This is a genomic window from Glaciibacter sp. 2TAF33 (genome assembly GCF_052114945.1).
Taxonomy (GTDB): Bacteria; Actinomycetota; Actinomycetes; order Actinomycetales; family Microbacteriaceae; genus Cryobacterium.
On record NZ_JBFRFS010000016.1, the window covers coordinates 58,066 to 81,282 of the forward strand.

28 protein-coding genes are annotated in these 23,217 nt (G+C 68.2%); 16 read left to right on the forward strand and 12 right to left on the reverse strand.

Going from position 1 to position 23,217, the window contains the following annotated elements:
• Positions 1 to 36 precede the first annotated feature (36 nt).
• Positions 37 to 1,014 carry a 4-hydroxy-tetrahydrodipicolinate synthase gene (gene dapA / locus AB4Y94_RS15935; RefSeq protein WP_441728957.1) on the reverse strand — a complete coding sequence of 326 codons (978 nt, stop codon included), beginning with the start codon at positions 1,012 to 1,014 and terminating at the stop codon, positions 37 to 39.
• A 57-nt stretch (positions 1,015 to 1,071) separates the two neighbouring features.
• Positions 1,072 to 1,845, reverse strand: coding sequence for a sulfite exporter TauE/SafE family protein (locus AB4Y94_RS15940; RefSeq protein WP_441728958.1), 774 nt, complete (start codon positions 1,843 to 1,845; stop codon positions 1,072 to 1,074).
• Between the two features lie 108 nt (positions 1,846 to 1,953).
• Here AB4Y94_RS15940 and AB4Y94_RS15945 point away from each other — a divergent pair, with 108 nt between their 5' ends.
• Both AB4Y94_RS15945 and mctP read left to right on the forward strand, forming a co-directional pair.
• Positions 1,954 to 2,259, forward strand: a complete 306-nt coding sequence (locus tag AB4Y94_RS15945; protein WP_441728960.1) for a DUF3311 domain-containing protein — start codon at positions 1,954 to 1,956, stop codon at positions 2,257 to 2,259.
• A complete protein-coding gene (mctP, locus tag AB4Y94_RS15950; protein ID WP_441728961.1) occupies positions 2,256 to 3,974 on the forward strand; it encodes a monocarboxylate uptake permease MctP in 1,719 nt (572 codons plus the stop codon). Before AB4Y94_RS15945 ends, mctP begins: the two co-directional genes overlap by 4 nt.
• 42 nt (positions 3,975 to 4,016) lie before the next feature.
• Here mctP and AB4Y94_RS15955 read toward each other — a convergent pair whose 3' ends face one another.
• Together AB4Y94_RS15955 and AB4Y94_RS15960 are read right to left on the reverse strand one after the other, a co-directional pair.
• Positions 4,017 to 4,547 carry a dihydrofolate reductase family protein gene (locus tag AB4Y94_RS15955; RefSeq protein ID WP_441728963.1) on the reverse strand — a complete coding sequence of 177 codons (531 nt, stop codon included), beginning with the start codon at positions 4,545 to 4,547 and terminating at the stop codon, positions 4,017 to 4,019.
• A 60-nt stretch (positions 4,548 to 4,607) separates the two neighbouring features.
• On the reverse strand, positions 4,608 to 5,435 hold the full coding sequence (locus tag AB4Y94_RS15960) for an EI24 domain-containing protein (RefSeq protein WP_441728964.1): 828 nt from the start codon (positions 5,433 to 5,435) through the stop codon (positions 4,608 to 4,610).
• 277 nt (positions 5,436 to 5,712) lie between these two features.
• On the opposite strand from AB4Y94_RS15960, the gene AB4Y94_RS15965 reads away from it, so the two are divergent.
• On the forward strand, positions 5,713 to 6,351 hold the full coding sequence (locus AB4Y94_RS15965) for a hypothetical protein (RefSeq protein WP_441728965.1): 639 nt from the start codon (positions 5,713 to 5,715) through the stop codon (positions 6,349 to 6,351).
• Between the two features lie 3 nt (positions 6,352 to 6,354).
• Here the strand turns inward: AB4Y94_RS15965 and AB4Y94_RS15970 are convergent, their stop codons facing one another.
• Together AB4Y94_RS15970 and AB4Y94_RS15975 are read right to left on the reverse strand one after the other, a co-directional pair.
• A complete protein-coding gene (locus AB4Y94_RS15970) occupies positions 6,355 to 7,173 on the reverse strand; it encodes a COG4705 family protein (RefSeq protein WP_441728966.1) in 819 nt (272 codons plus the stop codon).
• 123 nt (positions 7,174 to 7,296) lie between these two features.
• Positions 7,297 to 8,142 carry an SDR family oxidoreductase gene (locus tag AB4Y94_RS15975; protein ID WP_441728968.1) on the reverse strand — a complete coding sequence of 282 codons (846 nt, stop codon included), beginning with the start codon at positions 8,140 to 8,142 and terminating at the stop codon, positions 7,297 to 7,299.
• A gap of 140 nt (positions 8,143 to 8,282) precedes the next feature.
• Here AB4Y94_RS15975 and AB4Y94_RS15980 point away from each other — a divergent pair, with 140 nt between their 5' ends.
• The 5 genes from AB4Y94_RS15980 (at position 8,283) to AB4Y94_RS16000 (ending at position 12,974) form a co-directional block, all read left to right on the forward strand.
• On the forward strand, positions 8,283 to 8,972 hold the full coding sequence (locus AB4Y94_RS15980; protein ID WP_441728969.1) for a DUF2510 domain-containing protein: 690 nt from the start codon (positions 8,283 to 8,285) through the stop codon (positions 8,970 to 8,972).
• A gap of 108 nt (positions 8,973 to 9,080) precedes the next feature.
• Entirely contained in the window at positions 9,081 to 10,646 is a 1,566-nt protein-coding gene (locus tag AB4Y94_RS15985) for a M1 family metallopeptidase (RefSeq protein WP_441728970.1), read from the forward strand.
• Positions 10,647 to 10,720: 74 nt separating this feature from the next.
• The gene (locus tag AB4Y94_RS15990; protein ID WP_441728971.1) at positions 10,721 to 11,644 is read left to right on the forward strand and encodes a S1C family serine protease; all 924 of its coding nucleotides are present in this window, start codon (positions 10,721 to 10,723) and stop codon (positions 11,642 to 11,644) included.
• A gap of 74 nt (positions 11,645 to 11,718) precedes the next feature.
• On the forward strand, positions 11,719 to 12,348 hold the full coding sequence (locus tag AB4Y94_RS15995; protein WP_441728972.1) for a TetR/AcrR family transcriptional regulator: 630 nt from the start codon (positions 11,719 to 11,721) through the stop codon (positions 12,346 to 12,348).
• 86 nt (positions 12,349 to 12,434) lie between these two features.
• Entirely contained in the window at positions 12,435 to 12,974 is a 540-nt protein-coding gene (locus AB4Y94_RS16000; protein ID WP_441728973.1) for a CarD family transcriptional regulator, read from the forward strand.
• Positions 12,975 to 13,002: 28 nt separating this feature from the next.
• Here the strand turns inward: AB4Y94_RS16000 and AB4Y94_RS16005 are convergent, their stop codons facing one another.
• Positions 13,003 to 13,440 carry an Lrp/AsnC family transcriptional regulator gene (locus tag AB4Y94_RS16005; RefSeq protein ID WP_441728975.1) on the reverse strand — a complete coding sequence of 146 codons (438 nt, stop codon included), beginning with the start codon at positions 13,438 to 13,440 and terminating at the stop codon, positions 13,003 to 13,005.
• 142 nt (positions 13,441 to 13,582) lie between these two features.
• Here AB4Y94_RS16005 and AB4Y94_RS16010 point away from each other — a divergent pair, with 142 nt between their 5' ends.
• The 4 genes from AB4Y94_RS16010 (at position 13,583) to AB4Y94_RS16025 (ending at position 15,545) form a co-directional block, all read left to right on the forward strand.
• Positions 13,583 to 14,119 carry a universal stress protein gene (locus AB4Y94_RS16010; protein WP_441728976.1) on the forward strand — a complete coding sequence of 179 codons (537 nt, stop codon included), beginning with the start codon at positions 13,583 to 13,585 and terminating at the stop codon, positions 14,117 to 14,119.
• A 74-nt stretch (positions 14,120 to 14,193) separates the two neighbouring features.
• On the forward strand, positions 14,194 to 14,598 hold the full coding sequence (locus tag AB4Y94_RS16015) for a fluoride efflux transporter FluC (RefSeq protein ID WP_441728978.1): 405 nt from the start codon (positions 14,194 to 14,196) through the stop codon (positions 14,596 to 14,598).
• Positions 14,595 to 14,972, forward strand: a complete 378-nt coding sequence (gene crcB, locus AB4Y94_RS16020) for a fluoride efflux transporter CrcB (RefSeq protein WP_441728979.1) — start codon at positions 14,595 to 14,597, stop codon at positions 14,970 to 14,972. The genes AB4Y94_RS16015 and crcB overlap by 4 nt, the downstream gene beginning before the upstream one ends.
• A 57-nt stretch (positions 14,973 to 15,029) precedes the next feature.
• Positions 15,030 to 15,545, forward strand: coding sequence for a universal stress protein (locus tag AB4Y94_RS16025; RefSeq protein ID WP_441728981.1), 516 nt, complete (start codon positions 15,030 to 15,032; stop codon positions 15,543 to 15,545).
• 38 nt (positions 15,546 to 15,583) lie between these two features.
• On the opposite strand, the gene thyX is transcribed toward AB4Y94_RS16025, so the two are convergent.
• Positions 15,584 to 16,321: an FAD-dependent thymidylate synthase gene (thyX, locus tag AB4Y94_RS16030; RefSeq protein WP_441728983.1), complete on the reverse strand. Its 738-nt coding sequence runs from the start codon at positions 16,319 to 16,321 to the stop codon at positions 15,584 to 15,586.
• Between the two features lie 191 nt (positions 16,322 to 16,512).
• On the opposite strand from thyX, the gene AB4Y94_RS16035 reads away from it, so the two are divergent.
• Both AB4Y94_RS16035 and AB4Y94_RS16040 read left to right on the forward strand, forming a co-directional pair.
• On the forward strand, positions 16,513 to 16,938 hold the full coding sequence (locus AB4Y94_RS16035) for an OsmC family peroxiredoxin (RefSeq protein WP_441728985.1): 426 nt from the start codon (positions 16,513 to 16,515) through the stop codon (positions 16,936 to 16,938).
• A 22-nt stretch (positions 16,939 to 16,960) separates the two neighbouring features.
• Positions 16,961 to 17,851: a TIGR01777 family oxidoreductase gene (locus tag AB4Y94_RS16040; protein ID WP_441728987.1), complete on the forward strand. Its 891-nt coding sequence runs from the start codon at positions 16,961 to 16,963 to the stop codon at positions 17,849 to 17,851.
• A gap of 115 nt (positions 17,852 to 17,966) precedes the next feature.
• On the opposite strand, the gene AB4Y94_RS16045 is transcribed toward AB4Y94_RS16040, so the two are convergent.
• Positions 17,967 to 18,434, reverse strand: a complete 468-nt coding sequence (locus tag AB4Y94_RS16045; RefSeq protein WP_441728989.1) for a hypothetical protein — start codon at positions 18,432 to 18,434, stop codon at positions 17,967 to 17,969.
• Positions 18,431 to 19,234 (reverse strand): 4-hydroxy-tetrahydrodipicolinate reductase, encoded by an 804-nt coding sequence (gene dapB / locus AB4Y94_RS16050; RefSeq protein WP_441728991.1) that lies wholly within the window; start codon positions 19,232 to 19,234, stop codon positions 18,431 to 18,433. Before dapB ends, AB4Y94_RS16045 begins: the two co-directional genes overlap by 4 nt.
• 58 nt (positions 19,235 to 19,292) lie before the next feature.
• On the opposite strand from dapB, the gene AB4Y94_RS16055 reads away from it, so the two are divergent.
• On the forward strand, positions 19,293 to 19,835 hold the full coding sequence (locus tag AB4Y94_RS16055) for a GNAT family N-acetyltransferase (RefSeq protein ID WP_441728993.1): 543 nt from the start codon (positions 19,293 to 19,295) through the stop codon (positions 19,833 to 19,835).
• A gap of 150 nt (positions 19,836 to 19,985) precedes the next feature.
• Here the strand turns inward: AB4Y94_RS16055 and AB4Y94_RS16060 are convergent, their stop codons facing one another.
• Both AB4Y94_RS16060 and AB4Y94_RS16065 read right to left on the reverse strand, forming a co-directional pair.
• Entirely contained in the window at positions 19,986 to 20,588 is a 603-nt protein-coding gene (locus tag AB4Y94_RS16060; protein WP_441728995.1) for a histidine phosphatase family protein, read from the reverse strand.
• 87 nt (positions 20,589 to 20,675) lie between these two features.
• A complete protein-coding gene (locus tag AB4Y94_RS16065; protein ID WP_441728997.1) occupies positions 20,676 to 22,046 on the reverse strand; it encodes a M16 family metallopeptidase in 1,371 nt (456 codons plus the stop codon).
• Positions 22,047 to 22,346: 300 nt separating this feature from the next.
• Here AB4Y94_RS16065 and AB4Y94_RS16070 point away from each other — a divergent pair, with 300 nt between their 5' ends.
• The gene (locus AB4Y94_RS16070) at positions 22,347 to 22,970 is read left to right on the forward strand and encodes a TetR/AcrR family transcriptional regulator (RefSeq protein WP_441728999.1); all 624 of its coding nucleotides are present in this window, start codon (positions 22,347 to 22,349) and stop codon (positions 22,968 to 22,970) included.
• Positions 22,971 to 23,217: the final 247 nt, after the last annotated feature.

Consider the following 23,217-nt stretch of genomic DNA (forward strand, 5'->3'; position numbering starts at 1 on the left):
CCTCCTATATGTGATTGTGCGCGAAGCGCGCGTGGTCTAGCGTGTGGTGCCGGCCACCTTGGGCAGCGCGCCGCCGGCGGCGGCGTTGCGGTCGGGGCGGAAGTTGGTGAAGTCGACGCCGGGAATGCTGGTGACCAGGTCGATCTCGTCTTCGATCTTCGCGGCCTCCCATTCCTCGGGGCCGACCAGGGGAAGCCTGACCCGCGGGCTGCCGATCCGGCCGAGCCCGTGCAGGATGTACTTGACCGCAACGGTGCCTGGCACGTGGGTCATGCAGGCCCGCACCAACGGCTCGAGCTGCTTGTGGGCATCCGTCGCCGTCTTCAGGTCGCCGCGGTTGACCGCATCGACCATGACCCGGTACGGGCCAGCGGCGATGTTCGCCGTGACGCCGATGAGTCCGGTGGCGCCGATGGCCAGGTGCGGCAGCACGTTGGGGTCGTCACCGGAGAAGTACAGCAGATCAGTCTGGTTGAGCACCCGGCTGGCCTGTGCGAAGTCGCCTTTGGCGTCTTTGATGGCGAGGATGTTCGGGTGCTTGGCGGCGCGCAGGATCGTCTCGTACGCGATCGGGATACCGGCGCGTCCGGGGATGTCGTAGAGGATGACCGGGAGGTCTGTGGCGTCCGCGATCATCCGGAAGTGGGTGAGCACCCCCGCCTGGGTGGGCTTGTTGTAGTACGGGGTGACGATCATGTTGCCGTCGGCGCCGGCCTTCTCGCTGTGCCTGGCGAGTTCGATGGCGTGGGCGGTTTCATTGGATCCGCCGCCGGTGATGATCTTGGCGCGGCCGGCCGCGACGCTCTTGCCCACCTCGACCAGCCGGATCTTCTCCGGGTCGGTGAGGGTGGAGGTCTCCCCCGTGGTGCCGGTGACCACGATGCCGTCGGCACCGGCGGTGATGACGTCGTCCATGTGCTTCTCAACCGCGGGCCAATCCACTTCGCCGTCGGCGGTGAACGGTGTCACCAGCGCGACCAGCACCTGGCCGAAAGGGTTTGAAGAGATAGACACGGTTTACAGGTTATCGGTACATCAGGTGTGAAGGCACCCGCCGGTGCTCCCGCCGGTTCACAGGAAGAGCACCACGGCCAGCACGATGCCGAGTCCGCAGACGGCGTACCGCAGCGCGTCGGGGTTCAACCGTCGCGCCAGCCGGCCGCCCAGCACACCGCCAAGCGCCGACGACGGCAGCAGCACGAGCACGGCCAGCCAGTCCACGTGCGCGGAGAACGCGTAGATGGCGACCCCGGTCACGACGATGAACAGCGACAGCGCGTTCTTCAGCGCATTGATCCGCTGGAAGTTCGCATGGATGGTCGCTCCGAGTAGCGCGAGCAGCAGCACCCCGACCCCCGCGCTGAAATATGACCTGTAGATCGAGGCGAGGAACACGCTCACGACAGTCAGCGGTGAGGTGACGGATTCCTCAGCGCGGGCCGGGCCGGCCTCCCCCGCTGCGGGCACCAGCCGTCTCTGCAACCAGGGCTGGGCCAACAGGAGCAGGGAGGATAACAGCACCAGGAACGGGATGACCGCTTCGAAGGTCTCCCCCGGCGTTACCAGGAGCAGGATCGCCCCCGCGATCGCTCCGAGCACCGATGCGGGGATGAGTGCGGGGAGGCGGCGCTTCTCCCCGGCCAGTTCAGTCCGGTAGGCGTAGACGCCGCCGACGTAGCCCGGGGTGAGCCCGATCAGGGAGGTGACGTTCGCGCCGAGCGGCGGCAGCCCGAAGGCGAGGAGTGCCGGGTAGACCAGGAGGGTGCCGCCGCCGGCCAGCGTGTTCACCGCGCCGGCGAGGACTCCGGCGAGCGCAACCAGGCCGGTCAAGACAATCTGATCCATCGGTCCGGCCACCTCTCGCGCTTACCGTACACCGGGTATAGCGTCGGATCGTGGAACCCCGGACGGGGCTCGAGGGAGACGAAGATGTCATCGACCGAGAATTCTGTCGTGCCCGAAACTCCTACCAGGGGGCCGGCACGTCCCCTGCCGTATGTGATCTCCGGCATTCTGCTGGTGGCCGGAATCGTGCTTCCGCTGATTGTCCCGATCTACGCGCGGCACGACCCCGACTTGTTCGGGATGCCCTTCTTCTACTGGTACCAGATCCTGTGGATATTCATCGAGGCGTTCGTGCTGTGGATCGTCTACATCATCGTGACCCGGGAGGACAAACGCCGCAGGATCGTGGCACGCACCGGCCGGGACAACGGGACAACGAATCCTGACAGCGCTCGCGGGCAGGTGTCGAAATGAACGCCGAAAACCTGGTCGGTGCCTTTCGCGCGGCGCCAGCGCCGCAGCATCCGATCAATGTGGTGGCGTTGATCGTTGTCGTCGTGATCTTCTTCGGCGTCGCCATACTCGGCTTCCTCGCCGTGAAGTGGCGCGTGAAGCCGGCTGACCGCGGGCTGAAGACGCTCGACGAATGGGGGCTCGGCGGACGTGGCTTCGGCAGCTGGATCACCTGGTTCCTGCTCGGCGGCGACCTGTACACCGCGTACACCTTCATCGCGGTTCCCGCCGCGATGTGGAGCACCGGCGCGGTGAGCGGCTTCTTCGCGGTGCCGTACACGATCATCCTGTACCCGATCGTGTTCCTCCTGATGGCTCGGCTGTGGTCGGTGTCGCACCGCCACGGTTACGTGACGCCGGCTGACTTCGTGGGCGGCCGGTACGGCAGCAAGACCCTCTCCACCGCTGTCGCGGTCACCGGCATCGTCGCGACGATGCCGTACATCGCCCTGCAACTGGTGGGAATCAAGGCCGTGCTCACGGTGCTCGGCCTCGGCAGCGGCGAGAACGTGTTCCTGCAGGACCTCCCGCTGATCATCGCCTTCGTGGTGCTGGCGGCGTACACGTACACGGCAGGGCTCCGCGCCCCGGCCGCCATAGCCGTGGTGAAGGACCTGCTGATCTATATCGCGATCATCGTCGCCATCGTCTGGCTGCCCTCGCACCTCGGCGGGTGGGCGGCGATCTTCGACGCTGCCGACACGAAAATGTCGGCGACCAACCCGGCCACCGGCAACCCGGTCGGCTCGGTCATCCCCGGTGCCACCAGTTTCAACGCCTACTGGACGCTGGCACTCGGATCGGCGATGGCCCTGTTCATGTACCCGCACTCGATCACCGGGGTGCTGGCCACCAAGAGCCGCAACACCATCCGCCGAAACGCCGTGGTGCTGCCGATGTACTCGCTGATGCTCGGCTTCCTCGCGCTTCTCGGGTACATGGCGATCAAGGCCGGAACCAATCCGGTGGACCTGAACGGCCAGATCAATCCGCAACTGGTCGTGCCGCAGCTTTTCCTCGACCAGTTCCCGGCCTGGTTCGCCGGCATCGCCCTGGCCGCGATCGCGGTCGGCGCGCTGGTGCCCGCCGCGATCATGTCGATCGCCGCCTCCAACCTGTTCACCCGCAACATCTACAAGGACCTCTTCAAAACGGATGCGACGCCCGCGGAGGAGGCCAAGGTCTCGAAGATCACGTCGCTGGTCGTGAAATTCGGCGCCCTGGTGTTCGTGCTGCTGATGGACCAGTCGGCGGCCATCAACATGCAGCTGCTCGGCGGCATCTGGATCCTGCAGACGTTCCCGGCGATCGTCGCGGGGCTCTACACCCGGTGGTTCCACCACTGGGCGCTGCTGATCGGTTGGGCTGCTGGGATCGCTTACGGCACCTTCGCGGCATACAGCGTGGTCAACCCGGTCACTCACGCGCACTTCGGTGGGTCGATTGCGCCGATTCCCGGCACCGACGTGCCGATCTATATCGCGATCACGGCTTTCGTCATCAACGCGATCGTCGCAGTGGTGCTCACCCTCGTGTTCCGTGCGCTGAAGGTGTCCGCCGGGCTGGACGCCACGACGAGGAGCGACTACGGCGCCGACGAGGACGACCCGAAGGTGGCGGAGATCGCGAAGGAGATCCAGTGGAACGCACCCACACCCGACGTCCCGCGCCACTAGGCCTGTGAGGAAGGCCCGGCCGGCGTTCTGCGACCGGGACGATCACCGCTCCACCGTGTACACCGTCTGGACGAACCCGGATCCCAGTTCACGCGTGCGCGTGGGGGTCACGCGCACGTCGGCATCCACCGGCCCGAAGAGCGGGATGCCGCTGCCGATGATCACCGGTGCACGCGAGATCGTGATCTCCGTCACCAGTCCGGCGCGCAGGAAAGCCTGGATCACCTGCCCGCCGTCCGCGTACACGAGTTTCGCGCCCTCCGCGTTGAGCGTGGCGATCACGTCGTCCAGGCTCGAATGCACCGTGGCCAGGGGTGCGTCGACCTCCGTCAGCGTGCGGCTCATCACCAGCACGCGTTTACCCGCATACGGCCACTCGCCGAACCCGCGTACGAGGTCATACGTCGTCCGCCCGACCACGAGCGCGTCGACGGAGGCGAAGAACTCGTCGTAGCCCGTCTCCCCCATGTCGAGTCCCAGGCCGGTCAACCACTCGATGTCCCCGTCCTCCCGGGCGATGAAGCCGTCCAGGCTGGTGCCGACGAAAACAGCTGCCACAAAATTCGCTTTCATGCCGGCACGGTAGCAGCGACCGCCGACATTGTCAGCCGCTGCCGCATCGGGCACCGCGTGTTATCCGGCCGACACCGCTGGCGCTCTGACTGCGCCCTCATCCAACGCACTCCGGCTGAGGAGCGTCGCCCCCGCGACGGCGGCCGGCATCACAACAACGGCGGCGAACGGCACCAGGAAGAGAAGGTAGGTGACCACTCCGAAGCCGAGGGCGGGGGCGCGTCGGCCGCGCAGCATCCGTCGTCGTTCCCGCAGCGACAGGCCGCGGGCGTCGAAGGCGAAGCCGGTGAGTTCGACGGCGAGGAACCAGCCACCGCAGAAGACCGCCGTCACGGGGACGAGGGTCTGGCCGACGAGGGGGATGAACCCGAACGCGAAGAGGGCGAGGCCGGTGACGGCGGTCGCCAGCAGCATCCGGAGGCCGTCGCCGATGCCTCGGGTCGCGGACCTCCAGAACGGTTCGGTCGAGTCGTCCGGCGCGTCGCCGAGCCGGTTCTCCACCTGGCGCCAGATCCGCTCGTAGAAGGGGTCGCCGACGGCGAGGGTGATCGCCACGAAGGTGTACACCAGCACCAGGACCACGATGCCGAGCGCCGCCACGCCCACGGTGATCCGCGCGGTGGTGCGCCAGGGCTCATCCCACCCGGCGGCGAACGGCGTGAGCCAGCCGGCGATCGGCTCGAGGTTCAGCAGCAGCATCACAAACGCCGTGGCGTAGAGGGCTCCGACCACGAGCGCGGGGACCGCCCCGAGGAACATGAGTCTCGGCGAGGTCGCCCACATGCCGAACCCGCGTCCGAGCAGGGCCGCGCCGGCGAAGAAGCCGCGAACCGGGCCGCTCACTGCCGCGCTGGTGACGGCAGTTTGCAATTTCGTGTTCTCGGCCACGGGCCCAGCGTATTCGCCAAGCCAGGCCGCGCACACCGCGTTCGGGGCGGGCTGCCGTGCGCAACCGCTGGGATTCTCGCTGGAACCCGCCATTTCGGGCCGAAACAAGCTCGGTCCGGGAAAATACCCGCAGTTGCGAACGCGCTGCGTGGCTGTGAGGGCACAAGCGGGCGCCTGAGCGCGACTTCTCCACCCGCGCCTCCGGGAGGGTTGGGGTTCACAGGCAAATCGGGGGCGCCGCCAATAGGTTGGAGGACGACGCAAAGGAGACGACACTATGGGATTCCTTGACCGATTACTCGGGCGCGAAGAAGCGCCGCAGTACGACACGCACCAGAATGCTCGGGCGCCCGAACGGTCCGCCGACGAGATCGCGGTCGAGCGCTACCGCTACCTGCTCCGCACCGCACCGCCGGAAACCATCGAGCAGGTGCACCTTGAAGCATTCTCCAAACTGACGGACGCGCAGCGCACCCTGTTGTTCGAGCAGTTGAGCGCCGACTCTTCACCGAGTGAACGGCCCAGTAACAACAGCCCGTCCAGCCTGGCCCACGCAGCCACCCGTCAGGAGTTGCTGAACCCGGGATCCATGGAGCGGTCGCTGAACTCCGCCGGCCAGCGCGGCGGCATGGGTTTCGGCGGCACCTTCGCCAGTTCCCTGCTCGGCAGCGTCACCGGCTTCGTCATCGGGTCGGCGATCGCTTCAGCGTTCCTGCCGGACTCGTCGAACCTGGCCGGGAGCGACGGAACCGCTGACGCAAGCGGCGACAGCGGTGCCGGGGTCGGTTCCGATGATGGCGCCTCCGGTGATGGTGGCGGCGACTTCAGCGGCGGCGGTGGCGACTTCGGCGGCGACTTCAGCGGCAGTGGCGGCGACTTCGGTGGCGGTGACTTCGGCGGCGGTTTCGACGTGTAGGTGTCAGGAGTGCCGCCCGCTACTTCCAGGGTCGAGTGCAGCGTCGCTGACCGCCTGGACGTCGACGCTTGGCTCGTGCACCTGAACGTCACGCCGCGTGAGCGACAGGTAGGCGACCAGCGCCGCGATCGCGGCGGTGAGCACCAGCGACACGGGCCCCGACCCCACCCCGATGCCGCCCTCCACCGTCGGCTTCCCCAGCCAGTCGGCGACGGATGCTCCCAACGGCCGGGTGGCGACGTACGCGAACCAGAAGGCGAAGATCGCGTTGAGGTTGAACCATCGGTACCCGATGGCGGGCACCGCGATCAGCGCGGCGAACAGCAGCGCTGACAGCGGGTAGCCGAGGTGGAAGGCCACCGCGGTGAGGTCCCCGACCGCCGTGCCGAGGGCGAAGGTGGCGATGACAGCGGACCAGTAGAAGATCTCGCGCCGGACGCTGTCGACGCTGTGGATCGAAAGAGTCTTCTCGCTGGATCTCCAGGCCAGGAAGACGGCCGCAAGAACCACGGCGAAACCGACGCTCGAAACCAGGTACTCCACGTGGAAACCCACGTGCAGCACGTCAGCGGCCATGGTTCCGAAGACGCCGACCATGACCACGGCCAGCCAATAGGACCACGCCACGTACCGGCGGCGGCTGAGTTGAAGTACCATCGCTGCGACGAATCCCGCGAAACCCAGGAGGACGGCCGGCACCGGCCCGACCGATTTCACCAGGAAGTCGCTGCTGGATTCGCCCATCGCAGTCGAGAGCGCCTTGATGATCCAGAAATACGCGGTGATCTCGGGGACCCGCAACAACGCCAGCTTTGCTCTCACCCTACTCCCGTCACCGGCCGTTCCTCGACGGCATCGGTGTTGAGACTATGGGCAGCTAGCTGGGTACCGCCCATGGCAGACGGGCCTGCCGCTTCCAAGATCCTCAGAAACAGCGCCGGACGGTCACGGGATCCCGATGATGACGTCTTCGAGCGTGCGTGGTTCGTTCCCGGTGAGCTTCCGCACGTCGCCGGAAACCCGCGCCAGTTCGCCGTCACGGATCGCCGTGTACGTGCTCACCCAGGCGTCCACTTGCCAGTCGGGGGCGCCGTAGTGCGCCCGGGACGCGTGAGCCTCGTCCATCGTCTCGTCGACAAAGCTGAACGGCCGCCCGGTGGCAACGGATGCCCGCCTGGCCAACTCCGCCAGCCCGATCGCTTCCCGGCCGGTCAATTCGTACACCGTCTTCCGGTGCTCCTCCGGGTGCTTGAGCACCGCCACCGCGGCATCCGCTACGTCGGCCCTGGCCACGGCGGCCGTGACCCCGTCACCGGCGGGACCGCGGATGACGCCGTTCTCGTCAGCGAATTCGAGAAGCACGTCCAGATAGAAGTTGTCGCGCAGGAACGTGTAGTCGAGGCCGGTGTCCCGGATGGCCTCCTCCGTGGCGCCATGGTCGCGGGCCAGGGTGAACCCCGCGGAATGGCCGGCGCCGACGAACGAGGTGTACACGATGTGCTGCACGCCGGCGCGCGCCGCGGCGGCGATGAAGGTGCGGTGCTGTTCGAGTCGATCGGCGGCCTCGTGGGCGGACACCATGAACAGCACGTCGCTGCGCGCGAGCGCGCTTTCCACGGCCGCCGAGTCGCCGTACTCGGCGAGCGCGGTCTCGGTGCCGGGTATCGCCGGGACCCGCGCCGGGTTGCGGGCGATGAGCACCAGAGCGGCGGCCGGGTCCTCGCCGGCCAACTGGCGAATGATTCGACCACCGACGTGCCCGGTCACTCCGGTGATTGCAATGGTTGCCATGGGGAACAGTCTGCACCTCAGCAGGCGGGGCCATGCGATCGGTGTCGAACTGCCCCCAGTGCGGAAGGCACCCGCACTGGGGTTGGCGGATCTGGCGCATGCTGGTGATGCTGAAGGTCGGCTCGACATTGGGGGCGCGCATGAACGACAGACCGGCCGATGTCGCTCCAGCCGGCTGGTATGTCGACCCGAAGACGTCGCTCCACCTCCGGTGGTGGAGCGGTGAGGAATGGACCGGGCACATCGCACCGTTGCCGGATGCGGACCACGCGCCCGTGGACAGCTCGCGCGACGTGCCGCCGACCACCGGCACGGTCACGACGACCGCCCCGCCCCTGCCGACGCCGGTGGCGCGGGTCGCGCGGGTCGCGCCGGTGGAGGCCGGCGGGATGCCGGCGGCCCCGGACGACGTCAGCGAGTACCGCACCGGCCCCGGCAGCTGGAGCACGGCATCCGTCTGGCTGATCGCGTTCACGCCGTGGCTGACCCTGTTGGCCCTCGCGGCGGCTCTCCTCATGTACGCCTGGGGCGTCCGCGAATGGCTTCAGTACGCGGCGATTTCGGTCCCGTGGCTGTTCACGGTCGCCTGCGCGCAGCGCGACGTGCAGCGCTTGCACAGTTGGGGGCACGCCGCGGTGGCGAGTGGAGCGTGGTCGCTGCTCGGCGCGCCGGTCTACCTCATCGCCCGCACCGTCGTGCTGTACCGTCACACCGGCGTCGGTGCGCCGCCCCTGTGGATGTGGCTGGCCAACCTGCTGGCGGTGGCCGGCACCTGCCTGCTGCTGTACATCGCGCTGGGGCCCGAATTCGTCACGGAGGTCCCCGCGTAACCCTAATCTCGGATTTCTGCGTGAAAGCAAGCCCTATCCCGGGGGCTGCCCACGGTCGTACCCTGCCAGGCACAGATCTGTCGAGCAGTACGTCGAACGGGAATCGTCATGGACTTCAGCGGAGCACGGCGCGCGGCCACACTGGTGGCGCTGGGGGCACTACTCATCGGCTCAATGGTTGCGCCGGGCGCTGCGCTGGCAGCCTCTCCGCACCAGGCCGCGTCCGGGTTCACGCCAGGGGCGCCCGGCCTCGGCGACCCGTACTTCCCGCTCGACGGCAACGGCGGGTATGACGTCAAGCACTACCTGTTGGATCTCCGTTACGACCCGGCCACCGACGTGCTGAGCGGCACCGCGGTCATCACAGCCCGGGCGACGCAGAACCTGTCGGCCTTCAACCTCGACTTCGACGGCCTGATGGTGCGCTCGGTGCGAGTCAACGCCCGGACCGCGACGTGGGCGCGCGACGCCGCGGAATTGACCGTGACCCCACCCCGCGGCATCCGGGACAACAGCCTGTTCATCACAACGGTGCGCTACGACGGCGTTCCGATCACCATCAACGACCAGTTCGGGCCGTCCGGTTTCTTCCACACCGACGACGGCGCACTGGTCGTCGGCCAACCCCATGTCGCGGAAACCTGGTTCCCGAACAACAACCATCCACTGGACAAGGCGTCATACACGTTCGTCATGACGGTACCCGAGGGACTCGAGGTCGTCGCCAACGGCCGCCTGATCCGGAACTTCACCCACAACGGGCTGACCACCTGGGCGTGGCAGCAGAGCGAACCGATGGCGTCCTACCTGGCCACCGCGAGTGTGGGCCAATGGAACTTCAACGAGTACTCGAACGGCGGCATCCGCTACCTGGATGCGCTGGATCCTGACCTGTTCCACATCCCCGCCGCCGACCCAGGAGGGCCAAGCCTCGGCGACATCGCCACTGCGGCGTTCGCCCGGCAGCCCGAAATCATCGGCTTCCTGGCGGGCTACTTCGGCGACTACCCGTTCAAGAACGCCGGCGGAATCGTGGACGACTTCGAGGGTCTCGGCTTCGCCCTGGAGAACCAGTCTCGGCCGATCTACCCGGCCGGTGCCTTCGAGGATCCGCTCGAGGCTGACGCGTTCCTCGTGCACGAGCTGGCACACCAGTGGTACGGCGACAACGTCGCGATCAAGGGCTGGAAGGACATCTGGCTGAACGAGGGATTCGCCACCTACGCCGAGTGGCTGTGGAGCGAGAACCAGGGCCTCGGCACCGTGCAGGAACTCTTCGACTCCTACGCTGCGATCCCGGCGGACGACTCATTCTGGGAGCTCACCATCGGCGACCCCGGCGTCGACGCGATCTTCGACGATCCCACGTACTATCGCGGCGCCATGACCCTTCACGCGCTGCGGCAGCTCATCGGCGACGACGACTTCTTCGCCCTGCTCAAGGGATGGGCCAGCACCAACGCCGGCGGCAACGTCTCCACCGAGGACTTCATCGCATTCGCCGAGCAGGTCTCCGGCCGGGACCTCACCGCGTTCTTCGACGAATGGCTCTACACCGGCGTGAAGCCGGCCGGGCTGGAGGGCATGGCCCTGAAGCGCGCGCCGGAGGGTTCCGCGGTGCCGCCGTCGGTGAGGGTGCCCGAGCGGATGGCGCGAGCGGCCACGGCGTTCTGACCCCCGTGCGCTCACCCGACGACGGGATCGTCGCGGGTCAGGCATAAAGCATCCGTCGCCGTGGTTTAACCGACATGGCAATCGAAGATCCGCTGGATGCCTACTCCCGGGCGGTCATTCACATCGCACAAACGGTGCTGCCCAGCGTGGCGAGCGTGCGGGTGCGCAGTCCGCTCGGGCAAGGCGCCGGGAGCGCCAGCGTGATCACCGCGGACGGTTACCTCCTCACCAGCGCCCACGTCGTCGCCGGCACCGAGACAGCGGATGCCGCATTCGGCGATGGCACCGACGTCGTGGCGGACGTCGTCGGGCGTGACCCGTTGTCCGACCTGGCGGTGCTGCGCGCCCGGGGAGCGGTACCCGCGCCGGTGGTGCTCGGCGACGCCGCGCGCCTGCAGGTGGGCCAGTTGGTGGTCGCGCTCGGAAACCCCTTGGGGATGGCCGGCAGCGTGACCGCCGGCATCGTGTCGGGGCTGGGGCGTTCGCTGCCGACGCCGTCCGGCCGGATCATCGACGAGGTGATCCAGACGGATGCCGCCTTGAATCCCGGCAATAGCGGTGGTGTTCTCGCCAACAGCGCCGGCGAGATGGTCGGCGTCAACACCGCCGTGGCCGGCATCGGGCTCGGCCTGGCCGTTCCGATCAACGCCACGACGCAGGAGATCATCGCCAAGCTGATGAACTACGGCCGGGTGCGGCGCGCGTGGCTCGGCATCGCCAGCGTGCAGGTTCCGTTGTCCCCGGACGTCGCCGCGAAGGTCGGGTCCCCGACCGGCCTCCAGGTCGCGCAGGTCGTCGCCGGCAGTCCCGCCGCCGAAGCCGGCCTGCACCGCGGTGACATCATCGTGCAGTTGGACGGCAAGCGGGTGATCACCACCACGACCGTGCAGAAACTCATGGTGGAAGACGCCATCAGCCGCCGCATCGAGATCACGGTGTGGCGGAACGGCGCCCTCGTCGACGTGATCGCGCTGCCCCGGGAACTGCAGGACGCGTAGCCGGTTCCGGTCCGGCAGACCCTTCGGACCACTTTCTCGGACACGTGTCCGAGATATGATAGACTATCTGAACAATGCGCCCAGACGGAGAACGACTTCACGAGGAGCGCACTGGGCCGTCTATTCGGCCGACCAACGATCCACGTGCCGCGCGCACCCGCCAGATGATCTTCACCGCGGTGGACACCCTCATGCGTGAGCACACCGCGACCGTCTCGGTCAGTGACATCGTGCGCACCGCCGGGATCAGCCGCAGCACCTTCTACGCGCACTTCACCGGCCTCGACGTGCTGGCCACCGACTACCTGCGCAGCCAGCTCGCCGAGATCAGCCAGTCCGGCGTCGAGCTCCGCCGTGGGGACCTGGTCAGCGGAACGCTGAGCGCCCGCATCGGCTATCGCCGCTTGATCGCACACATGGTGGAGCACTACCCGTTGTACTCGAGCGTGCTCGAGTTGCCGCCCACGCGGACCGCCCACAACGCGGTCGTCGACGCGTACGCCGGCCAAATCGTGCAGTCCATGCGCGCGCTCGGCCCGGTGCCGGCCGGCGTGAACCCGCACGTCGTCGCGAACTATGTGGCCGGTGGCGCGCTGACCCTGATCGGCGCCTGGATGAGCGGGCGGATCGAGGCGTCAGATGACGAACTCGTCGAACAGCTCACCGCACTTCTTCCCACCTGGCTCCTCGAGCCATCCGCTTGACCTTGATCCCAACCGGTCGGCCACACCAGGCCGATCGGCACTCCTGATCGCTCACCCGAGCATCGACTAAGAACAGAGGCAGTCACATGAACTTCACCGTTGGGGAAACCCTCGTCTACCCGCACCACGGAGCCGTGACCATCACCGCTTTGTCCACCATCACGGTGAAGGGTGTCGAGAAGCCCGCCATGACCCTCAACGTTCACACCAGCGACTTGACCATCAAGCTCCCGATCGAGAACGTCGAACTCGTGGGCGTGCGCGACGTGATCGACGCGGCCGGCGTCCAGGCCGTCGCCGATGTGCTGCGCGACCCGTTCATCGAGGAGCCGGGCAACTGGTCACGCCGCTACAAGGCCAACCAGGAGAAGATGGCCAGCGGCAGTGTATACCGCGTGGCCGAGGTCGTCCGCGACCTGTGGCGCCGCGACCAGGACCACGGTGTGTCCGCCGGTGAGAAGCGGATGCTGCTGAAGGCCCGCCAGATCCTGGAATCTGAGCTTGCGCTCGCGCAGGGCTTCAACCCGGAGGAGGCCACGGCCTCGCTCAACGCCGTCCTGGTGAGCTCCATCGCCGACCTGCCCGCCGCCGAAGCGGCCGACAAGGAGCCCGCGCTCGCCAAGTAGGCCCCTCGGGCCGGTCACCGCTTCCCGGCTAGTCCGGGTTGCGGTGGATCAGCTTGGACAGGGCGATCGAACTGCGCGTGCGTTCAACGAACGGCAGCGTGCGCACCCGCTCGAGTGCGGCTTCGAGGCTCTCGAGGTCACGGCCGCGCAGGTGCAGGACGGCGTCAGCGGTTCCGCTGACCGTGCTGGCATCCATCACCTCCGGCACCTCGGAGAGCACCCGCTTCAGGTCGCCGGGCGACACGGTTCCGCGGCAGAAAACCTCGACGTAGGCCTCGGTGGCGAGGCCGTCGACGACCGGGTCGACCTGGATGGTGAAGCTGCGGATGACCTTGTCCGCGACGAGGCGATCCACGCGGCGTTTGACCGCGGACGAGGACAAACCGATGACGTCGCCGATGTCGCCGTAATTGGCTCGGGAGTTCAGCCGGAGCAGGTCCATGATGCCGCGGTCCAGGTTGTCCATGAGGAGAGCTTACGGTGCCGGAAACCTGCCCGGCTCGGCCTCCGGCGTGCGAGTCCATGACGGGATCGCCTCCGTACTTGCCGCGCCACTCCCCCCGTCTGCCAGAATACGAGCAACGGGATCGTGAACGAGAGGACGCCTCATGAGCACGCCAGCGGACACCGGCGCAACCGGCCCAGCGGGTGCGTCGATCGTGGCCGGGGTCTTCCCCGGCCAGCCGGATCGGGTCATCCTGGAGGCCGCCGGATTCGCCAGGCGGTTCAACGCCGAACTGGTCTGCGTGCAGGTGAACGCCGCCGGGTACCTGGTCTACGAGACACCGGACGGGATGGTCTCCTCCCTGCCGTTCGACCCTGACCTGCCGGAGCTGGATGATCCCGGGTTCGACCCCGACCTCTCCGACCATCTCGGTCACCTCCTCGACGCCACCGGCGTCAGCTGGAGCACCCGCTCGGTGACCGGCGACGTCCCGACCTCGATCGCCGCCCTGGCCGACACGCTCGATGCCGCCCTGATCGTGGTGGGCACCCGGCGGCACGGCCTTCGCAGCAGCGTCCAGGAGTTCTTCGCCGGATCCGTGGCTGCGCAGCTGTCCCACCGGCAGCCGCGCCCGGTGGTGGTGATTCCGCTGACCCCGGTCACCGACGACTCTGCGCTGCCCTGGGAAACCGACGCGTGACAGCCGGCGGTGACGCCGGGACCGGACACCCGCACACGGGTCATTCGCGCCCGGTCCATCTCCACTGGCGTTACGTGGGACTGGTCGCCGTCGGTGGTGTGTTCGGGACGGCGGCGCGGGAAGGACTGACCCTGGCGCTGCCGGTGCGGATCCCCGCTGCCGGCGGCTTTCCGCTTGCGATCCTCCTGATCAACCTGGGTGGAGCGTTCCTGCTCGGCTGGTTGCTGGAGGCGCTGACCCGGCGGGGCCCAGACGCCGGGCGGCGGCGCACCCTGCGGTTGCTGCTCGGCACCGGCTTCCTCGGTGGCTTCACCACGTACAGCGCGCTGGCCACCGACACGGCCCTGATCCTCGGCGACCACGTCGGAATCGCCGTCGGCTATTCGCTCGGCTCGGTCGTGGCGGGTGCCCTCGCCACCTGGGCGGGGATCGCGGTGGGAGCCGCCGCCTCCCGGCACCGCACGGGGCCGCGCACGTGACCCCGCTGGTGTTCGTGCTGCTCGCCGTCGCCGGCGGTCTCGGCGCCGCGGCCCGGCTGGTCCTCGACGGACTGGTGCGGGCCAGGATCCAGACGGCGTTCCCGGTGGGCACCGCCCTGATCAATGTCACCGGCTCGCTGCTGCTCGGCTTCCTGACGGCGCTCGCGCTGTCACATGCGGTGCCCGAGGAGTGGCAGCTGGTGCTCGGAACCGGTTTCCTCGGCGGTTACACCACCTTCAGCACCGCGAGCTTCGAAACGGTGCGGCTGCTCCAGGCCGCCAGGTACCGGGCGGCACTGGCGAACGGCCTCGGCACGCTGCTGGGCGCGATCGTCGCCGCCGCGTTGGGCCTGTGGCTGGGGTCCCTGGTCTGAGCGAGGCGCCCGCCGCGGGCCCTAGCCGTAACGTGCGGCGACTGGCAAGGTGGGATCATGACCGACACCCGAAACCCGCAGGCGCCCATCCTGGTTGGAATCGACGGCTCGGCGGCATCCGTTGAGGCCCTTCACCGTGCCGCGGAACTGGCACTGGGGCTTGACCGTCCGCTGGAGGGGATCGCAGTGTGGGAACTGCCGCACGCGATGTACGACGTGTACTACCCCGAGCCCGGCTGGTCCCCCGCCGGCGACGCGCAACAGGTGCTCGACGCGGCAGCCGCCGCGGTCTTCGACGGGCAGACGCCGGACTGGTACACCGCATCCACCCGCAAGGGCAAGCCGGCGCGGGTGCTCATCGAGGCCAGCGCGGGCGCGGAGATGCTCGTGCTCGGTTCGCGCGGGCACGGCGGGTTCGTCGGCCTGATGCTCGGCTCGGTGAGTATGGCGTGCGCCGCGCACGCCCAGTGCCCGGTGCTGATCGTGCACCCGTCGAAGGAGGCGTCGCACGCCGACGCCCGGGCAGCGGATGCCCACTCTGCGGCCGGCGGCAGCGGCGCACCGGGGAGCTGAAGCAGCGACGGGTAACCGGAGGTCAGCGCACTGAAACGTCAGGGGGCGACGCGGCCGTTCGCGTTGAACGCGGCGTAGGTGAGCGGCATCAGTTCGCCCAAATGCGCCTCCATCTTCTCGGCGCACATTTCGATCTCCCGCTGCGGGAACGACGGGAAATGGGTGCCGTCGCGGCGGGTGCGGAGGCTTAGGAAGTTCATCAGCGCGCGGGCGTTCATCGTGACGTACATCGACGAGTAGATGTTCAGCGGCAACACGATCCGGGCGACTTCGCGGGCGACGCCGGCGTCGAGCATCCGCTGATATGCGGCATACGCCCGCAGTGAGACGTCGCGGGTCTGCTGCTCGACGATGGCGTTCTGCTCGGGGCTGCCGGGCAGGAAGTCGTAGGCGCCGGGCTTGCCGACCTGCACCAGGTTGCGGTCGGCGGCCGGCAGGTAGAAGACGGGGCGCAGTTCCCGGTAGCGGCCGGACTCCTCGTTGTACGAGGCGATCCGGTGCCGCATGAACTCGCGGAACACGAAGATCGGCGCCTGAACGTAGAAGGTCATCGTGTTGTGCTCGAACGGGCTCCCGTGCCGGTCCCGCATCAGGTAGTTGATCAGGCCACGGTCCCGCGTCAGGTCGGCATCCGTTTCGCTGCCGTCGAGGCGACTCTGCTCCAGTGTCTGCTCACCCTGGGTGGAGACCCGGGCGGCGAACAGCACGTCGGAGTCGTGGGCGCTGGCCCGCACCAGCTCCACCGTCACGTCGGAGCGGAACTCAATCTCGGTCACGCGTTCACGATAGCGCGTGGCCTTGGCGGGCGCTCGCCCCGCTCGCGGCGTGAGGGGTCACAAATCGACCTTCCGGTCGCCGGGGAAGGTCGATTCGTGACCCCTCACCGCGACTAGCGCGGCGTAACGGCGCCCTCGACCGGGAGGGCAGTGCTGGGTAGGCTGGGAGTCCAATCTCGGGAGGACCCATCATGGCACTTACCAGCGAAGCGACAGCAGTGTGGAACGGCGACCTGATGTCGGGCCAGGGCACCGTCTCGCTCGACTCGTCCAAGCAGGGCGAATTCGACGTCAACTGGAAAGCCCGCACCGAGGGCGTGTCCGGCACCACCAATCCCGAGGAGCTGCTGGGCGCCGCGCACGCGGCCTGCTACTCGATGCAGTTGTCCAACACGCTCGCGAAGGCCGGACACCCGCCCACCAGCATCCAGACCACCGCGGCAGTCACCTTCGCCGTCGGAACGGGCGTCGTCGGCAGCCACCTGCTGGTGAATGCGACGGTGCCGGGCATCACCGAAGAGGAATTCCTCGCCCTGGCCGATGACGCCAAGCTGAACTGCCCGATCTCCATGGCCCTGGCCGGGATCCCGATCACCCTCGAGGCCGAACTCGCGTGACCGCGACCGGCCGGCTGCCCTCATGCGCGTCCTGATCTCCGGAGCCTCCGGGTTGATCGGCACGGAACTGGGCCGCCAGCTCAGCGCCGCCGGCCACACTCCCCTGCGCCTGGTGCGCCGCGAGGCGCGAGGGCCCGGCGAGTACCGCTGGAATCCGACACTGCTCAGCATCGACGCCGGCGCACTGGACGGCGTGGACGCGGTGGTGAACCTCTCGGGCGCCTCACTGTCCCGGCTGCCCTGGACGCCGGGTTACCGGCGCACAATCCTGCAGTCCCGGGTCCATGCGACGCGCACGCTCACGGATGCCATCATCCGCGCCGCCCGGCCGCCCGCGGTCTTGCTCAACGCATCCGCTGTCGGGTTCTACGGTGACCGGCCGGGCGAGCACCTGTCCGAATCCGCACCGGTCGGGCGCGGTTTTCTCGCCTCGGTGGTGCAGGCCTGGGAGCAGGAGGCCCAGCGGGCAGCGGATGCGACCCGGGTGGTCAGCTTTCGCACCGGGCTGGTTCTCGCCCGTGATGGTGCGCTGGCGCCGCTGATTCCGCTGGCCCGGCTGGGTCTGGCCGGGCCCCTGGGTTCGGGGCGCCAGCACTGGCCCTGGATCAGCCTGCACGACGAGGCCGCGGCCCTGGTGCACCTGCTGGGTTCGTCGTTGTCGGGCCCGGTGAATCTGGTTGGGCCGACGTCGGCGACGGCGTCGGACGTGATCAGGGCCCTGGCCGACCAGCTGCGCCGGCCGTACCTGCTGCCGGTGCCGGCGCCCATTTTGAGGCTCGTCCTGCAGGACGCCGCCGACGACCTGCTGCTGGCCGACCAGCGGGTGAGTTCGGCGTTGCTGCTCGCCGACGGGTTCGCGTTCGCGCAGGAGACCCCGCTGGCCGCCGTTGCGACCATGCTCGACCGGCGTTAGTCGCGGCATCCGCCCACCACCGCTTACCCGCTCACCCGCCCGCCCGCGCCTGCCCTCGTGTGAGGGGCCAACAAACCCAAGTGGGATGACCCTGCAACTAGGACTTGTCGTCCCCTCACGGGGCCGGCGGAGACGGCGGAGCGGGCGGAGTGCGCTCGAGGGCGATCGCGCGACGGATGGCGCCGCGCGCCCGGCGACGGTCCCCTGAGGCGTCATAGGCCAGCCCCAGCCGGAACCAGGCGCGCCAGTCCCCGGGCGCGGCGTCTGCTTCGGCCTGGTAGCGCGGGAATTCTTCGTCCGCCGCGTCGCGCACCGGCCGCCCGCTGGCCCGGGTCGGCAACTCTTCGACCGGCAGCTGCCCCTGTTCATCGAGGATCTTCACCAGGCGGCCGGAGCGGATGCCGAACAACAGTTCCCGGGTGAGCGCCCAGGCTCCGATGATCGGCAGCACGATCAGGGCCACGCCGATCACGACCCCGACGGGCTCGCCGCTGGACACGAACAGCACGGCACGCCAGCCCACCAGGGCGAGGTAGAAGACCAGCAGGGCGGCCATCACGATGACGGCGACGACACCCTTCATACCGACGCCGCCGCGGCGTCGGCGGGGCTGGCGGGGCCGGCGGGGTCAGCGGCGTCCCTCGCCTCTCCGAGCCCCAGGTCGATCAGACGGTCCAGCCCCACCGTGACACCGACCGCCTCGCGTGCGGCGTCGAGCGCGATCATGATGCCGCGCTCGTATGAAGACGGCGAGATCGTGTTGTGGCTCACGGTCAGCGTCTCGCCGGTTCCACCGAACACGACATCCTGCCGCGCGATCAGCCCCTCCAGGCGCATGCTGTGCACCGGGACACTGGCGACCTGCTGCCCGCGCGCCCTCTGGTCGGTGTGCGGGGCGACAACAGGCCCGCGCGAGGCGCGGGCCTGGGCCATCAGCTCGGCGGTGCGCACGGCGGTACCGGACGGCGAATCGACCTTCCCGGCCTGGTGCGCTTCAACGATCTCGATCGAGTCGTAGAACCGGGCGGCCATCGCTGCGAAGGCGGTGGCCAGCACGGAGCCGAGCGAGAAGTTCGGGATGATGACGACGCCGGCCTCTTCCAGTCCGTCGACACGGCGGGAGAGGGTGTCGATGCGTTCCTGCGACCAGCCGGAGGTCCCGACCAGTACCCGAAGCCCATGATCGACGGCGAAGTCGACCACCTTCTGGCTGACACCCGGCACTGTCAGGTCGACGGCGACATCCGCCCCGAGCATCTCGGACAACTCGCTGGTCGAATGGAGCTGGGCGACGAGTTCGTAGTCATCCGCCGCCTCGATCAGGCTGGAAACCAGGCGTCCCATCTTGCCCGTTGCGCCGATGACGGCCACCCGTGTTGTCATGCAGCCAATCTACCAAGCCCGGCTGCGAGCGCCGCGCCGTCGCCGTTAGCCTAGGAGCATGCCAGAGTTCACTCCTGTTTCGGTGACGGATGCCGTTGCGTTGAAGCTCCTCACCCAGTACTTCAGTGACCGGGAGACGTCGTTCCCGAGCGCCCAGGGCGCGTATCGCACGACGTTCCCCGACGGGAAGCAGTTCATCCCGCCGCGGGGCCTGTTCCTGCTGGTCAGCGAGACCCCGGACGGGACGCCGGACGGGGAGTCGGACGAGGAGTCGGACGGGGCGGGTGGGCCGAGGGCCGGGCTGGCGTACGTCGGTTGCGGCGGCATCCGTCGCGTCGACGACTCACCGGAGGGGTTGGTGCGGTACGAGGTGAAACACCTGTTCCTCCAGCCGCACACCCGGGGCCGCCGCTGGGGCACGCTCTTGCTGGCCGAGCTGGAGCGCCGGGCGCGTGAGTTCGGCGCGGATGAGCTGGTGCTCGACACGAATTCAAGCCTGGAGGCGGCGGGCGCCCTGTACCGGAACGCCGGCTACCGCGACATCCCGCCATACAACGACAACCCGAACGCGACGAACTGGTACCTCAAGCGCCTCCCCTGACCCGCGTGCCACCCCTTCGAGCCACCCCTTCGAGCCGCCCTTGCCCCGCGAAAACGCACTTGTTGGGCTTATAACGCCCTCATAACCCCAACGAATGCGTTTTCGGCGAGCCACACGACGGGGCACGGGACGGAGGAGGCGAAGGGCGGGCTAGACCAGCAGCTGGTCGGGCAGGCCGGTGCGCAGCTCGAACGGCAGGTGGCCGAGGTCGTTGTGGGTCACCAGGGTCCACGGCCGGCCGGGCTTCTGCTGCAGCACGGTGAGGCCGCAGTTGGCCTGGTTGATGGTCACCCAACGCCACTCCGGGGCACCGAGCACCTCGCGCACGAACCAGGCGATCACGAAGTTGTGCGTGATCAGCAGGTCGTGGTGGTCGCCCGGCCGAAACTGCAGGAACTCGGCGGTGGCGTCGGCCATCTGGGCGCGGCCGGCGTCAATGTCTGCCTCGGTCACCGAGCCGAAGAACGGGTCGTACGCGGACGGCGTCTCCGGTGCCTTCCCCGACGGGATGCAATCGAACAACAGCGCCGACGGTTCCGGCGTGAGCGACGGAAGGCGTTCGGCGATGATCCGCGCCGTCTCGGCCGCGCGCTGCAGCGGTGAATGCCAGGCACCGGTGAACGGCACCCCGCCCAGCCGCTCAGCCAGCAGCATGGCCTGACGGGTGCCCCGGGGGGAAAGCGGGCCGTCCGGCATGCCGTGTTCAGCGTCCTGCTGCTCCCCGTGGCGCACGAGGTAAAGATAGTGGGGCATCATTGTCCCTTTCGGTTCATGAACGCTTCGAGCGAGGTCTGGTCTGAGCGGGTCCTGTTACGCCTGCGGGTCGTGGGTGTCGGGGGCTTACTGGGGCATGGCCTGGGTCCGTACGCCGCTCGGGACCAGGCCCGAGAACGTCTCCGCAGCGAGCGCTCCCACAGCGGATATCGACAGCGGCCCGGCCACAAGTTCCTGCGCCAGCTCCTGCACGTCATCGACCGTGACCTCCGACAGCCGCCGCAACGCCTCATCGAGGTCCGCGAACTCACCGAGGGTGAGTTCGGACCGGCCGAGCCGGGACATCCGCGTGTCAGAGTCCTCGAGCGCCAGAGCGGATGCCCCGGACAGCTGCCCGGAGGCGCGCTTCATTTCATCGTCCGTCACGCCGTGACGGGCGAGGCGGTCCAGCTCGCTCAGCATCAGTTCGGCCACCTGCCCGGCCTTGGCTGGGGTGCAGCCGGCGTACATGGCGAACATGCCGGCATCGGAATATCCCGGCGCGAAAGAATAGACGGAGTAGGCCAGGCCGCGCTTTTCGCGTACCTCCTGGAACAGGCGCGAGGACATGCCGCCGCCGAAGACCGAGTTGAGCACACTCATGGTCACCCGCCGGTCGTCGGCAGCCACGAGTCCTGGCATGCCGATCAGCATGTTCACCTGCTCGAGCGGGCGCTGCACGATGGTGAGCGCCTCACCCTGGGTGATCAGGGCTGCGGCTCCGGTTCGGCGTGCGACCGGCGGGGCGAACTCACCCAGGTCCCAGCCGGCGAGGGCGAGCGACCGCGTGACCTGCGCCACCAGCACATCGTGGTCGACGGCGCCCGCGACGGTGACCACCAGGTCCTGCGGACGGTAGTTGGCGAGGTAGTGCTCCTGCACCGCGTCACGGGTGGCGGCCAGGATGGTCTCGGGGCTGCCGCCGATCGGCCGGCCCAGCGGATGCTCGCCGAAGACGGCTTCGAACATCCGCTCGCTGGCAACGTCGGCCGGGTCGTCGTCGGCCATCGCCAGTTCTTCCAGGATGACGCCGCGTTCGTTCTCGAACTCCGTCGGATCCAGGAGGGAGGAGGTGAGCATGTCGGTGAGCACTTCGACCGCCATGGCCAGGTCCCGGTCCTGGACTTTGGCGTAGTAGCAGGTGTATTCCTTGGCGGTCATGGCGTTGTGTTCGCCCCCGACCGAGTCGAAGGAGACAGCGATGTCGAGCGCGGTGCGGGTCCTGGTCCCCTTGAACAGCAGGTGCTCGAGGAAGTGGGTCGACCCGAAGTGCCCGGGCTGTTCGTCGCGGGAACCCACGGCCACCCAGTAGCCGATGGTGAGGCTGCGGGAGCCGGGGACGTGTTCGGAGAGGATGCGCACGCCGCTCGGCAGGATGCTGCGTCGGACCAGCGACTCACCGGCCGCTTGAAATGAGAGTTCGGGCACGTTCAGGGGAAACTCAACTGCACCGTTCATGTCACCACCACCCTATCGCGACGCCACCGGACCGACCGGTCTGGCGTCCGAACGACGGACAGACCGACCTGTCTAGTTCTGTGCTACAGTCTGGATGTTGTCTGTGGCGACCACCCCAAAACGTCGCAGTCAACACCTGGGCTTCACGGTGCCACGTGCACGGCGGAGCTCGCCGCCCGACGGTAGTGCGGAGAAGTGACTCACCTCTCCACAGCCCATTGCTAGCGGGATTTGTAAGGCCAGGGTGTCCCTAGCACCCGGCACCGTGGGATTACGATCCCGAACAAAGGAGTTGGCCGGATGGTCGAGCTGATGGAGACGATCCGGCCAACTTCTGCGCCCCCACGCGCCGTGAGCGGCGCCCCGCTGGCCCATGCCCGGGTGCGAATCCTCGCGACGGCCGACGACCTGTTCTACCGCGAAGGCGTGCACACCGTCGGGGTGGACCGCATCATCGGCGACGCCCACGTCACCAAGGCCACCTTTTACAAGTACTACCGCTCCAAGGACGCCCTCATCGTGGCGTACCTCAACGGCCGCGACAAGCGCGTCCGCGAGTTCTTCGCCTCACTTGAAGCGGATTTCGACACCCCGGAGCAACGCCTCCGTCGCCTGGTCGCGGAGATCTCCGAACAGGTGATGCAGGACGGGTTCCGCGGCTGTCCGTTCATCAATGCCGCGGCCCAGTTCACCGAGCCGCAGCACCCGGTGCGGGAGGCGATCACCGCGCATCGCGAGTGGTACATCGCCGCGGTAGAGGACCTGTTCCGCGGCATGGGCCACGTGCGCCCCGGCGATGCCGCCGACGACTTCTTCCTCGCTCGCGACGGCGCCTTCGCGTTCGCGAACCTCGGCGACCCGATCGCGGCCCACGCCGCCCTGCAGCGGGCCACGTGGCGGCTGATCGACCAGACCGGCCAGTAGCCCGACCGGCCGGACTGCGTCGCGACGCCTCGCGTCACGCACGCCACCGTGAGGTACGCACGCCACCGTGAGGTACGTATAAAGCACCTTCGTTTGCGCCTGGGTTCAGGGCGTGGTTGCAACACCTGATGTTTGGAGGGTGTTGTGACGTTGCGTTTGAAGAGCAGGATCACGTTTTGGCGGGCGATCGCTGGTGGCGCGTCGATCAACGATGCGAGTGGGGTTGCGGGATCCAACCCGAGCACGG